Raw genomic sequence first — 12,259 nt, 5'->3', positions numbered from 1 at the left:
GGATCCACTGGGGAAAGCCCTACCTTCGCGACCTCCCGTGCTGTGCCGGGCGTGGGCCTGCGGTCCAATGGGAAGCGATCGCGGGAGACGGACGGGAGACGGATGGGAATCCCGTGGCGCACGAGCAGGACGAGTCCAGCACTCGACCATGACGTGTCCACGATAATCAGGGTGTGACGGCCTGCTTACCGTTTCTTTAGCAGGCCCTAGACTCCCGTCCGTACAGATCGTCGAACAGGGCGTATCGCAGCGTGCGCGACGTGCGTACGGCGTGCGCCACGAGGTCAGGGAGCGAGGGGCTGACGTGCCGGAACCGACCGTCCTCGCGGCGGGCTACTTCCAGTCCTACTCGGTCGTCGGACTGCTCGCCGTCGTGGGCGTGCTCTTCGTCGCCGTCGCCTTCGGGGCGGGCCGGCTGCTGCGGCCGGTGGTCCCCACACCCGAGAAACTCCTGACGTACGAGTGCGGTGTCGACCCCGTCGGCGAGGGCTGGGCCCACACCCAGGTCCGCTACTACGTCTACGCGTTCCTCTACGTGATCTTCGCCGTCGACTCGATCTTCCTCTTCCCCTGGGCGACGGTCTTCGCCGCCCCCGGCTACGGCGCCGCGACGCTCGTGGAGATGTTCATCTTCCTCGGCTTCCTCGCCGTGGGCCTGCTGTACGCATACAAGAAGGGCGTCCTCACATGGACGTGACCCCCATGACCTCGGACGCGACCTCGGGCATGAGCCCGGGCATGACCTCGGGCAGGAACAGCCACGGCGGCACGGGCGGCGACGCGGGCGACCGTGCGGCCGGGGCCTCCGGGCAGCCGGTCCTGCTGCCCGAGCCGAAACGGCTGGGCGTGCTCTCCCGGCTCGCCCCCGAGCCCATGAAGGTCGTCCTGAACTGGGGCCGGCGCTACTCGCTCTGGGTCTTCAACTTCGGCCTGGCCTGCTGCGCGATCGAGTTCATCGCCGCGTCGATGGCCCGGCACGACTTCATCCGGCTCGGTGTGATCCCGTTCGCGCCGGGCCCGCGCCAGGCCGACCTGATGGTGGTCTCCGGCACCGTCACCGACAAGATGGCCCCGGCCGTCAAGCGTCTGTACGAGCAGATGCCCGAGCCGAAGTACGTCATCTCCTTCGGCGCGTGCTCGAACTGCGGCGGCCCCTACTGGGACTCGTACTCCGTCACCAAGGGCGTCGACCAGATCATCCCCGTCGACGTCTACGTGCCCGGTTGCCCGCCCCGGCCCGAGGCGCTGCTCCAGGGCATCCTCAAGCTCCAGGAGAAGATCGCCCGGGAGTCGCTCGGGGAGCGCTACGGCTCCTCGCGACGGCCGTCCGCGGCCGCGCTCCAGAGCGGGCTGGTGGCCCCGCCGGCCCCGACGATTCCCGGGGAGGGCGACAAGTGACCGGCTGGCTCCCCGCCCCCGTCGAGGAACTCTTCGGCCCGGAGGCCACCGCCGAGGAGTCGTACGAGGTCCTGACGGTCGACGTACCGCCCGCCTCCTGGACCGCGGCCCTCGAAACGGCCCGGACCACCCTCGGCTGCAGCTATTTCGACTGGCTGAGCGCCGTCGACGAACCCGGTACGGGCTTCCGGGTCGCGGCCCACGTGGTGGCCCTGTCCCCGGTGCGCCGCCTCCTCGTCCGCACCACCGTCCCGCACTCCGCACCCGTCCTGGCGTCGGCGGTCTCCGTCTACGCGGGCGCCGGCTGGCACGAGCGCGAGACCCACGAGATGTTCGGCGTGACCTTCGAGGGCCACCCCGGCCTCGACCCGCTGCTTCTCCCCGAGGGCTTCGAGGGCCACCCCCTCCGCAAGGACTTCGTCCTCGCCGCCCGGGTCGCCAAGGCCTGGCCCGGCGCCAAGGAGCCGGGGGAGTCCGACCACGGTGGTCCGAAGCGCCGGCAGATGCTCCCGCCCGGAGTTCCCGATCCCAACGACTGGGGTCCGCTGAAGGGCCAGCTCCCGCCCGCCCCCGCCCGTCCGGCGCGGGGCGGTGCCCGCGCCGCCGCGGGCGACCGCCCGGTACGCCGGGCACGCACGGCGGCGGACGGCACCGTGGGCCAGACGGCCGCCACGGACCAGACGGCAGCTGCGGGTGCCGGTTCCGGTGTGGGCGCGGGGGCCGCGGCACCTTCCCGTCGTACGCGCAGTGCCAGTCAGGGTTCCGCGAGCCAGAGTTCCGTGAGTGGTCAGGAGCCCGCGGGCAAGGAGCCTGTGGGCAAGGACCCCGAGGGCCAGGAGTCCGCGGGCCGGAGTGCCACGGGCGAGGCCCCCGCGGGCCGAGGCTCCGCGGGCGAGCCGACAGCGGTACCGGGCGCCGGTCGGCCGACGGCCCCGACGCCGTCGGGCGGACCCCGCCGCGCGCGCAGCGCCGGCCAGGGATCGGCATCCCAGCGCGCGGAGCGAACGGCGGAGACCCCGGAGGCGACGCCCCCGAGTGCCGCTCAGGGTGCTCGAGAAGCCGAGGGCGCCGCATCGGCCGGACCCGCCGAACCGGCCGGACCGGATTCCGCAGGCGCGCAACAGAGCGCCGCGGGTGCGGAGCCGGGGGCCGCGGGTGCCGAGCGCGACGCCGCGGGCGCCGAGCCGGGTACGGATGGTGCTGACGGCGCGACGCCCCCCGCGACACCGGCGCGGTCCGCCGGACCACGCGGCTCGGACGCCCCCTGGCATCACGCCCGCCCCGCATTCGACGAGCCGAAGCCCGAAGCCCGGCCGAAGCCGGGTCCGGAACCACAGCCGCAGCCTCGGACGAACCCGACCGAGCCGGCTGAGCCCGATGAGTCGACCGAGCCGACTGGACCGACCGAGACGACGGGACCGACCGAGACGACGGGACAGACCGGGTCGGCCGAGCGCACGCCCGAGCAGGCACCGGAGTCCGAGCCAAAGTCCGGGCCGGAGTCCGAGCCGGAACCCACCGCCGGACGTCAGCCCGACCCCGACGACCCCACTGGAGGCACGCAGTGAACGACGCCCTCGACGTCGCCCTGCGACTCGTCGTCGTCTTCGTCGTCTTCCTGACGTTCCCCCTGATCGTCGGTCAGACCGAGCACAAGGTGATGGCCCACATGCAGGGCCGCGTCGGTCCTATGTACGCCGGCGGCTTCCACGGCTGGGCCCAGCTCGTCGCCGACGGCGTGAAGTTCGCGCAGAAGGAGGACATCGTCCCCGCGGGCGCGGACCGCCGTATCTTCCAGCTCGCCCCGGCCGTGGCCCTCCTCCCGTACCTCCTCGTCCTGCTCGCCATTCCGATCGGTCCCGGCGAGGGGGCCGTCGGCGAGGTCGTCGACGCGGGCATCTTCTTCGTCCTCGCCGTGATGGGCGTGGGCGTCCTCGGCTCGCTCATGGCGGGCTGGGCCTCGGCCAACAAGTTCTCCCTCCTCGGCGGTCTGCGCACCGCCGCCCAGCTGCTCGCCTACGAACTCCCGATGCTGCTGACCGCCGCCTCCGTCGCGATGGCGGCCGGCACGGTCTCGCTGCCCGGCATCGTCGACGCGTTCCAGTGGTGGTGGCTGCCCTGGCAGATCGTCGGCGCGATCGTCTTCTTCGTGGCGGGCCTCGCCGAACTCCAGCGCCCCCCCTTCGACATGCCCGTCGCCGACTCGGAGATCATCTTCGGCGCGTACACCGAGTACACGGGCCTGCGCTTCGCGCTCTTCCTCCTCGCCGAGTACGCCGGGATCGTCGTCCTGTGCGGTCTGACCACCGTCCTGTTCCTGGGCGGCTGGCACGGCCCCTGGGGCGCGGACGGCCTCGGCTGGGTCTGGACCCTGCTGAAGACCGCGATCCTCGCCTTCGTCGTGATCTGGCTCCGCGTCACCTACCCCCGCCTGCGCGAGGACCAGCTCCAGAAGCTCTCCTGGACCCTCCTCGTCCCCCTCTCCCTCGCCCAGATCGCCCTCACCGGCATCGTCAAGGTGGTGATCTCGTAACCATGGCCCCCGTACCCGGCTCAGGCCTGGCCAAGGGCCTGGCCGTCACCCTCCGCACGATGACGAAGAAGACCGTCACCGCGCAGTACCCGGACGTCCAGCCCGAACTGCCGCCCCGCTCGCGCGGTGTGATCGGACTCTTCGAGGAGAACTGCACGGTCTGCATGCTGTGCGCCCGCGAGTGCCCGGACTGGTGCATCTACATCGACTCCCACAAGGAGACGGTCCCGGCCGCCGCACCCGGTGGCCGCGAGCGCAGCCGCAACGTCCTCGACCGCTTCGCGATCGACTTCTCCCTGTGCATGTACTGCGGTATCTGCATCGAGGTCTGTCCTTTCGACGCGCTGTTCTGGTCACCGGAGTTCGAGTACGCGGAGACCGACATCCACGAACTCACCCACGAGCGCGACAAACTGCGCGAGTGGATGTGGACGGTCCCCGCCCCGCCCGCCCTCGACGCCGGCGCCGAGGAACCGAAGGAACTGGCCGCCGCCCGCAAGACCGCCGACAAGCTCACGGCCGAGGCCGAGAAACTCGCCGCCCAGGCCGCGGAGGCCGCCCAGGCCGAGAAGCTCGCGACCGAAGCGACCGAAGCGACCGAAGCGACCGAAGCGACCGAAGCGACCGAAGCGACCGGGACGACCGAGGCGACCGGGACGACCGAGGCGACCGGGACGACCGGGACGACCGGGACGACGGCACCCGACCCCACCGAGCCCACCGGACCACAGGACGGTGACGCGTGAGCCTCGCAGCAGCCACGGCCCTCGCGGCACCCGCCACGACCACCGCCGCCGGGAACCACGGCTTCCTCTCCCCGACCGGCGTCGAGATCACCTTCCTCCTCGTCGGCCTGGTCACCTTCGGCGCCGCGATCGTCACCGTCACCACCAGGCAGCTGGTGCACGCCGCCCTCTGGCTGGTGGTGGCGCTCGGCGGTCTCGCCGTCGAATACCTCCTGCTCACCGCCGAGTTCATCGCCTGGGTCCAGGTCCTCATCTACGTCGGATCCGTCGTCGTCCTCCTCCTGTTCGGCCTGATGCTCACCAGGGCCCCCATCGGCCGCTCCCCGGACGCCGACTCCGGCAACCGCTGGGCCGCCCTGACCGTGGCCCTCGCCGCGGCCGCCGCCCTGGTCTGGGTCGTCGTCGACGCCTTCCGCACCACCTGGGTCGACCTGGCGGGCCCCGCCTCCGGCTCCACCGAGGTGACCGGGGCGAGCCTCTTCCAGAACTGGGTGCTCCCCTTCGAAGCGCTGTCCGTCCTCCTCCTCGCCGCCCTGGTGGGGGCGATCGTCCTCTCCCGCAAGGCGAAGTCCGCGGAGAAGGAAGAGGCCCGCTGATGCACCTCGCCTATCCCGCCGTGCTCGCCGCCCTCCTCTTCTGCACGGGCCTCTACGGAGTCCTCGCACGCCGCAACGCGATCCTGGTCCTGATGTCCGTCGAGCTGATGCTCAACGCCGTCAACCTCAACCTCGTCGCCTTCGACGTCTGGCTCTCCAGGGCCGCCCGCGACACGCTCCACTCCGGACAGGCCCTGACCCTGTTCACCATCGCCATCGCCGCCGCCGAGATCGGCATCGGCCTGGCGATCGTCCTCGCCGTCCACCGCAACCGCGGCACCGCGGACATCGACCGACTGCGCGACACCGCCGAGGGACCCGAGACCGGCGGCCCCGACGGAGACGGCCAGGACGACGACGGACCGGACGGTGACCGCCCCGACGACGACGGCCCCCAGGGAGCCCCCGTCCCGGCAGACGAGAAGGCTGAGGCCACCGCGTGACCACGACCACCCTCGCCGTCCTCGTCCCCCTCCTGCCGTTCCTCGGCGCCGTGACCGGACTCCTCCTCGGCCGCACGGCCCCCGGGTTCGTCCACCCCCTCGCCGTACTCCCGCCCCTCGCCTCCCTCGTCGTCGCCGTGCTCGTCGCGGTGCGCCAGGGCGGCGACCAGGCCGTCAGCGCCGCCACCGAACTCACGCCCACCGGCTCGGTCCCGATCGAACTGGCCCTGTACATCGACGGCTTCGCCGCTCTCGTCGCCGTCCTGGTCGGCGTCGTCGCCACCTGCGTGCAGATCTACTCGACCGGCTACCTGCGCGACGACCCCCGCTACCCCTCCTACGCCGCTCTCGTCTCCCTGTTCACCTCCGCGATGCTCCTCGTCGTGTACTCGGGCGACCTGATCGTGCTGCTCGTCGGCTGGGAGGTCATGGGCATCTGCTCCTACTTCCTGGTCGGCCACTACTGGGAGACCCCCGAAGCCCGCGCCGCCTCCCTCAAGGCCTTCCTGGTCACCAAACTCGGCGACGTCCCCTTCCTCATCGGCCTGTTCGCCCTCGCCACCGACGCCGGGTCCTTCCGCATCACCACGGTCCTCGGCACCGTCGCGAGCGGCGGACTCCACCACCCGACGCTGATCGCCCTGCTGCTCCTCGCCGGAGTCGCGGGCAAGTCCGCGCAGTTCCCGCTGCACACCTGGCTGCCCGACGCCATGGCGGGCCCGACCCCCGTCTCCGCGCTGATCCACGCCGCGACGATGGTCGCCGCCGGTGTCTACTTCATCGCCCGGCTCCTCCCCGTCTTCCAGGCCTCGTCGGCCGCGATGACCGTCCTCGCCGTCATGGCAGCCGTCACCATGGCCGGCTCCGCACTCGCCGCACTCGCCCAGGACGACATCAAACGCGTCCTCGCCTACTCCACGATCGGCCAGCTCGGCTACATGACCGGCGCCCTCGCCGTCGGCGACCGCGGCGCCGCCGTCTTCCACCTCCTCGCACACGGCGCCTTCAAGGCGCTGCTGTTCCTCGCCGCCGGCGTGATCATCCACGCCTCCGGCACCAACTCACTGGCCGTCATGTCCCGGATGAAGGACCTGCGCGCCCGCGTCCCCGACGCCTACTGGACGATGACCGTGGCGCTGCTCGCCCTCGCCGCGATCCCGCCGTTCAGCGGCTTCTTCTCCAAGGAAGCCGTCCTCGGCGCCGCCGAACACGTCGCCACCGGCCACACCGAACACGCCCCCGGCGCCGCGGGCTGGATCGTCCTCGTCGCCGGTCTGATCACGGCCGTGCTCACCGCGGCGTACGCCACCCGACTGTGGCTGCTGGCCTTCCGCGGCCGTGGCACCGAAGCCCCCGACCACGGCAGGCAGCCCATCACCATGACCGCCGTGCTGTGGGTGCTCGCCGTCCCCTCGCTCGCCTTCGGCCTGCTGTACGGCACGCTGCCCGACTGGTTCGACGGCCGCGACCTGACACCCGTACTCACCACCTCCGTCCTCGGCACCGGGCTCGCCCTGGTCGGCGGACTGGTCACCTACGGAGCCTGGCGGCAGACCACCGTGCTCGCCGCCCGCGTCCCGCTCGGCTCCGTCGCGGCCCACCCCGAGGGCGACGCCGGCCAGGTCGAGGCGGAGGCGATCGCGAGTCACGAACCCACCTTCGGCGACGTGGCCTACGCACCCGACCCCGCGGACCCGGGCCGACTGCTGCTCGGCCCGCTGCACCGCCACGCGGCCGTCGGCTTCCACCTCGACGCCGTGTACACCGTGCTGTTCGTCCGCCCGGTCCAGGCCGGGGCCTCGCTCGTCCGGTTCCTCGACCGCGAGGTCGTCGACACCTACGTACGCGCCGCGGGCGCCCTGCCCCGCTGGCTCGGCGCCGCCGTGAGGCGCGCGCAGACCGGCAATGTGCAGACCTATGTGAGCGCGCTGCTCGCCGGCACCGTCGTCCTGGTGGTCGCCGCCCTCCTCGTCGCCACGGGAGCGTGAGCCGGCATGATCGATACCAGTGAATCCGTGATGCAGATCCTTCTGGCGTTCATCGTCGTCGGCCCGCTCATCGGCGCCGCCGCCGCCCTGCTCCCGGCCCCGCCCGGACTGAAGGGGAAGTCGCCCGGACAGGCCGTGCTGCGGCACGGCGTGACCGTCACCGGCGCGGTGCTCATCGCGGCGATCGTCCTCGCGCTCGGCTTCGACCACGACCACCCGTCGAAGATGCAGGCCACGACGGACATCAGCTGGATCCCCGCACTCGACGTGCGCATCCATCTCGGCATCGACGGCATCTCCCTCCCCCTCCTGGTCCTGACCGCGCTGCTGACCTTCCTCTGCGCGCTCTACAGCTACTTCAAGATGCCCGCGGGCCCGACCCCGAAGGCCTTCGTCGCACTCGTCCTCGTCCTCGAGTCCGGCACCCTCGCCACCTTCGCCGTCCTCGACCTGCTGCTGTTCTTCCTCGCGTTCGAGATGGTGCTCATCCCGATGTACTTCCTCATCGCCCGCTGGGGCGGTGCGCAGCGGCAGGCCGCCGCGTGGAAGTTCATCCTCTTCACCCTGCTCGGTTCGGTCGTCATGCTGCTCGGCCTGCTCCTGATCGGAATCAAGGCGGGCACGTTCGACATGGTGGCACTCGCCACTGACAACGGCCGGTCGCTGAGCACATCCGTGCAGGTCATCGCCGTTTTGGCGATCGGGATCGGGCTCGCGGTCAAGACGCCGATGTGGCCGCTGCACAGCTGGCTGCCGGACGCCCACACCGCCGCGCCCACCGTCGGCTCGGTGCTGCTGGCCGGGGTACTGCTGAAGATGGGAACGTACGGTTTCGTCCGGATCCTGCTGCCGGTCACACCGGACGGGCTGCACACCTTCGCCCCGTACCTCGCCGCCTTCGCCGTGGTCGGGATCATCTACGGATCTCTGGCCTGCCTCGCCCTCGTCAGACAGGGCGCGAAGGGCGATCTCAAGCGGCTCATCGCCTACTCGTCCGTCGGTCACATGGGCTTCGTCCTGCTCGGCATCGCCACGATGACCCCCACCGGTGTGAACGGCGCGCTGTTCGCCAACATCGCCCACGGCCTCATCACCGGCCTGCTCTTCTTCCTCGTAGGGGCGCTGAAGGACCGTACGGGCACGACCGACCTCGACACCCTCGCCGAGGAGACCGGGGCCACGCTGTACGGCAAGGCCCCACGCCTCGGCGGCCTGCTCGCCTTCGGCGCCGTCGCCTCGCTCGGGCTGCCCGGCCTCGCCGGGTTCTGGGGCGAGATGCTGGCCCTGTTCGGCGCCTTCGAGCCCGCCGCCGGTCTCAGCCGCCCCGCGTTCCTGACCTTCATGGCCGTCGCCGCCTTCGGCACCCTCCTCACCGCCGCGTACATGCTCCTCGTCGTACGCCGGGTGTGCATGGGCGCCACCCCGAAGCCGCAGACCCCGAAACTCGCCGACGTCCGCGGCTACGAGTTCGCGGCCTGGACCCCGCTGGTCGTCCTCACCGTCGTCGCCGGCCTGTGGCCGAAGGCCCTCCTCGGCCTGACCGACCCGGCGGTACAGCAGCTCCTCGCAGGAGGCACCCGATGAGCTCCATGGTCCAGTCCGTCGACTGGCTCGCGATCGCGCCGCCCACCGTCACGGCGGTCGCCGGACTCGTCGTGCTCGTCGCCGACCTCTTCCTGGGAGACGGCAGGAAAGCGCTCCTCGGCTGGGTCTCGGTCGCCGGACTCGCCGCGTCCGCGCTCCTGCTGCTGCCCCTCCTGGACGGCGACCACGCCACCTTCTGCCTCTCGGGCGACACCGGCCTCTGCAGCTACACCGCCGACCGCTTCACGCTCGTCATCCAGCTCCTCGTCCTCGGCGGGGCGCTCCTGGCCGCCCTGCTGTCGGTCACCGCCCTCAAGGACGCCGACAAGGGACTGCCCGAGGGGGAGTACTGGTTCCTGCTGCTCTCCTCGGCCGCCGGTGCCGCCCTGCTGCCCGCCTCACGCGACCTCGCGACCCTCGTCGTCGCCCTGGAAGTGGCCTCCCTGCCCGCCTTCGCCCTCGTCGGCATCAAGCACGGCGACAGGAAATCCTCCGAAGCGGCCCTGAAGTTCTTCCTGTCCTCGGTCACCGCCACCGCCGTGAGTCTCATGGGCGTCAGCTTCGTCTACGCCACGACCGGCACCCTCTACCTCACCCGGATCGCGGACAGGATCCAGCACGTCGACGGACAGTTCCACACGCTCGCCCAGACCGGAGTCGTCCTCACCCTCGTCGGCTTCGCCTTCAAGACGGCCGCCGTGCCCTTCCACTTCTGGGTCCCCGACACCTACGTGGGAGCACCCCTGCCGATCGCCGCCTACCTGTCGGTCGTCGGCAAGGCGGTCGGCTTCTCCGGACTGATCCTCGTCACCGTCGTCGCCTTCCCGTCCTACGCGGACGTCTGGGGCCCCGCGCTCGCCGCGCTGGCCGCCCTCACCATGACCGTCGGCAACGTCGGCGCCCTGCGACAGCGGGCCACGCGCGCGTACAGCGCGGTACGGCTGCTCGCCTGGTCCTCCGTCGGCCAGGCCGGCTACCTCCTGGTGCCGATCGCGTCCGCCGCCTACTCCAAGGACGCCGAGAAGGCCATCGGCTCCACCGTCGCGTACGCCCTGATGTACGCGGCCGTGAACCTCGGAGCCTTCGCGGTGGCCGCCCTCGTCGCCCGTACGAGCCCCCGCAACCGCATCAGCGACTACCGCGGCCTGTACGCCAGGAGCCCGCTCTCCGCACTCCTCCTCGGCTTCTTCCTGCTCTGCCTGGCGGGCCTGCCGCCGGGCATCATCGGACTCTTCGCGAAGGTCACCGTGTTCTCCGCGGCCGTCGACGCCGGACTCGGCTGGCTCGCCGTGATCATGGCCGTCAACGTCGTCATCGCCCTCTTCTACTACCTCCAGTGGACGACCCTGCTCTTCCGCTCCCCGGAGGGCGAGACCGAACGGCACCGGGTGCCGGCCCCCCTGACCGCCGCGCTGGCCCTGACCGCGGTCCTGGCCATCGCCCTCTCCGGCGCGCCCCAGCTGATCCTCCGCTTCTCGGCGACCACCCTGTTCTGACGCCCCGCGACACACCCGTACGACGTCCGGGACATCTCCGCACGACACCCGCGCTCACCCGGACGGCCGACACCCACCCTCGTGCGCACAAGGGAACTAGTGCTCCCCGCCTGGCGTTGACCAGTACGGGAGGGTCCACTGAAGAGTGGAAGCACCGCATCAGCAAGCAAAGGGTTCCCCTGCCGCACCACTTGGAGGGCGTACCGTGCACCGCCGGCACAACGGGCTCAGGACAGCCGTACTCCTCGGGGGACTGTCCGCACTCATCATCGTCATCGGCAGCTTCTTCGGGCGTACCGGCCTCGTCGTCGCACTGCTCATCGCGATCGGGACGAACGCGTACGCGTACTGGAACAGCGACAAACTGGCTCTACGCGCGATGCGCGCACGCCCGGTGAGCGAGTTCGAGGCCCCGGCGCTGTACCGCATGGTCCGCGAGCTCTCCACGCAGGCCCGCCAGCCCATGCCGCGCCTGTACATCTCACCGACGGAGGCACCGAACGCCTTCGCGACGGGCCGCAACCCGCGCAACGCGGCGGTGTGCTGCACCGAAGGCATCCTGCGCCTCCTGGACGAGCGCGAGCTGCGCGGTGTCATCGGCCACGAACTCAGCCATGTCTACAACCGCGACATCCTGATCTCGTCGGTCGCGGGCGCCCTCGCCTCCGTGATCATGTTCCTGGTCAATTTCGCCTGGCTGATCCCGATCGGACGCTCCAACGACGACGAGGGCCCCGGCATCCTCGGCATGCTCCTGATCATGATCCTGGGCCCGCTCGCGGCGACCCTCATCCAGCTCGCCATCAGCCGCTCCAGGGAGTACGAGGCGGACGCCTCCGGCGCCCAGCTCACCGGCGACCCCCTCGCCCTGGCGAGCGCCCTGCGCAAGCTCGACGTGGGCACCAAGCAACTGCCCCTGCCGCCGGAACCGCGCATCGAGACCGCGAGCCACATGATGATCGCAAACCCCTTCCGTCCGGGGCAGGGAATGTCGAAGATGTTCTCCACCCACCCGCCCATGGCAGAGCGCATCTCCCGACTCGAGCAGATGGCAGGTCGCCAGCGATGAAGACAATCCTGAACGTCATCTGGCTCGTCCTGAGCGGCTTCTGGCTGTTCCTCGCCCATCTCGTCGCGGGCGCGCTCCTCTGCGTCACGATCATCGGCATCCCGTTCGGCATCGTTTTCCTGCGTTCGGCATCGCGCTCGGGTCGACCCGTCCTTCGATGACCATCGGGGGCAGTAGCTGAACTTCCCGGAGACCGACCTGTTCCACGTCCGCCAGGGCGGCGCACACACGGCTCCAGATGTCATCGGACGTCCAGGCGTTGAAGTGCTTCGACGCCTGGATGGTGGCGCCGGTTTCCTTGATCACAACAGGCAAGGAATTGCCGGTGCGCGCCTCATAGAAGATGGCGTCCACGGATCGGCGAACGGTGCCCCGGCGCCCCTTGGGGAGTAAGGGGAGCGACCTT

At 71.0% G+C, this 12,259-nt stretch carries 11 protein-coding genes and 1 pseudogene; all 12 read left to right on the top strand.

Annotation, left to right across the window (positions count from 1 at the left end; all coding sequences use genetic code 11):
• The first annotated feature begins 271 nt into the window (after positions 1–271).
• A complete protein-coding gene (locus tag OG776_RS18970) occupies positions 272–697 on the top strand; it encodes an NADH-quinone oxidoreductase subunit A (protein WP_148009984.1) in 426 nt (141 codons plus the stop codon).
• Between the two features lie 29 nt (positions 698–726).
• Entirely contained in the window at positions 727–1,398 is a 672-nt protein-coding gene (locus tag OG776_RS18965; RefSeq protein ID WP_410093228.1) for an NADH-quinone oxidoreductase subunit B, read from the top strand.
• Complete coding sequence (locus tag OG776_RS18960) at positions 1,395–2,966, top strand: NADH-quinone oxidoreductase subunit C (RefSeq protein ID WP_329321801.1); 1,572 nt, start codon at positions 1,395–1,397, stop codon at positions 2,964–2,966. Before OG776_RS18965 ends, OG776_RS18960 begins: the two co-directional genes overlap by 4 nt.
• The gene (locus OG776_RS18955) at positions 2,963–3,931 is read left to right on the top strand and encodes a complex I subunit 1/NuoH family protein (RefSeq protein WP_148009986.1); all 969 of its coding nucleotides are present in this window, start codon (positions 2,963–2,965) and stop codon (positions 3,929–3,931) included. Before OG776_RS18960 ends, OG776_RS18955 begins: the two co-directional genes overlap by 4 nt.
• A 2-nt stretch (positions 3,932–3,933) precedes the next feature.
• Positions 3,934–4,677, top strand: coding sequence for a NuoI/complex I 23 kDa subunit family protein (locus OG776_RS18950; RefSeq protein WP_329321798.1), 744 nt, complete (start codon positions 3,934–3,936; stop codon positions 4,675–4,677).
• Positions 4,674–5,273 carry an NADH-quinone oxidoreductase subunit J family protein gene (locus OG776_RS18945; RefSeq protein ID WP_148009987.1) on the top strand — a complete coding sequence of 200 codons (600 nt, stop codon included), beginning with the start codon at positions 4,674–4,676 and terminating at the stop codon, positions 5,271–5,273. Before OG776_RS18950 ends, OG776_RS18945 begins: the two co-directional genes overlap by 4 nt.
• Positions 5,273–5,716: an NADH-quinone oxidoreductase subunit NuoK gene (gene nuoK, locus OG776_RS18940; protein WP_148009988.1), complete on the top strand. Its 444-nt coding sequence runs from the start codon at positions 5,273–5,275 to the stop codon at positions 5,714–5,716. The genes OG776_RS18945 and nuoK overlap by 1 nt, the downstream gene beginning before the upstream one ends.
• A complete protein-coding gene (locus OG776_RS18935; protein WP_329321795.1) occupies positions 5,713–7,704 on the top strand; it encodes an NADH-quinone oxidoreductase subunit 5 family protein in 1,992 nt (663 codons plus the stop codon). The genes nuoK and OG776_RS18935 overlap by 4 nt, the downstream gene beginning before the upstream one ends.
• A 6-nt stretch (positions 7,705–7,710) precedes the next feature.
• Positions 7,711–9,288 (top strand): NADH-quinone oxidoreductase subunit M, encoded by a 1,578-nt coding sequence (locus OG776_RS18930; protein ID WP_329321793.1) that lies wholly within the window; start codon positions 7,711–7,713, stop codon positions 9,286–9,288.
• Complete coding sequence (locus OG776_RS18925; protein ID WP_148009991.1) at positions 9,285–10,784, top strand: NADH-quinone oxidoreductase subunit N; 1,500 nt, start codon at positions 9,285–9,287, stop codon at positions 10,782–10,784. Before OG776_RS18930 ends, OG776_RS18925 begins: the two co-directional genes overlap by 4 nt.
• A 205-nt stretch (positions 10,785–10,989) precedes the next feature.
• Complete coding sequence (gene htpX, locus OG776_RS18920; RefSeq protein ID WP_329321790.1) at positions 10,990–11,853, top strand: zinc metalloprotease HtpX; 864 nt, start codon at positions 10,990–10,992, stop codon at positions 11,851–11,853.
• Positions 11,850–11,978: pseudogene (locus OG776_RS18915) on the top strand (YccF domain-containing protein); the annotation flags it as partial. The gene htpX and the pseudogene OG776_RS18915, both read left to right, overlap by 4 nt.
• Positions 11,979–12,259 lie beyond the last annotated feature (281 nt).

Source organism: Streptomyces sp. NBC_01689 (assembly GCF_036250675.1).
Taxonomy (GTDB): domain Bacteria; phylum Actinomycetota; class Actinomycetes; order Streptomycetales; family Streptomycetaceae; genus Streptomyces.
Note: the sequence above shows the minus strand (reverse complement) of the source record. Positions and strands in the feature narration are given on the sequence as shown.

What these genes read in the sequence shown, in the direction of transcription:
- OG776_RS18965 (WP_410093228.1), top strand. Translation starts at nt 727, where the DNA reads ATGAGCCCGGGCATGACCTCGGGCAGGAACAGCCACGGCGGCACGGGC.
- OG776_RS18950 (WP_329321798.1), top strand. Translation starts at nt 3,934, where the DNA reads ATGGCCCCCGTACCCGGCTCAGGCCTGGCCAAGGGCCTGGCCGTCACC.
- nuoK (WP_148009988.1), top strand. Translation starts at nt 5,273, where the DNA reads ATGCACCTCGCCTATCCCGCCGTGCTCGCCGCCCTCCTCTTCTGCACG.
- OG776_RS18930 (WP_329321793.1), top strand. Translation starts at nt 7,711, where the DNA reads ATGATCGATACCAGTGAATCCGTGATGCAGATCCTTCTGGCGTTCATC.
- OG776_RS18925 (WP_148009991.1), top strand. Translation starts at nt 9,285, where the DNA reads ATGAGCTCCATGGTCCAGTCCGTCGACTGGCTCGCGATCGCGCCGCCC.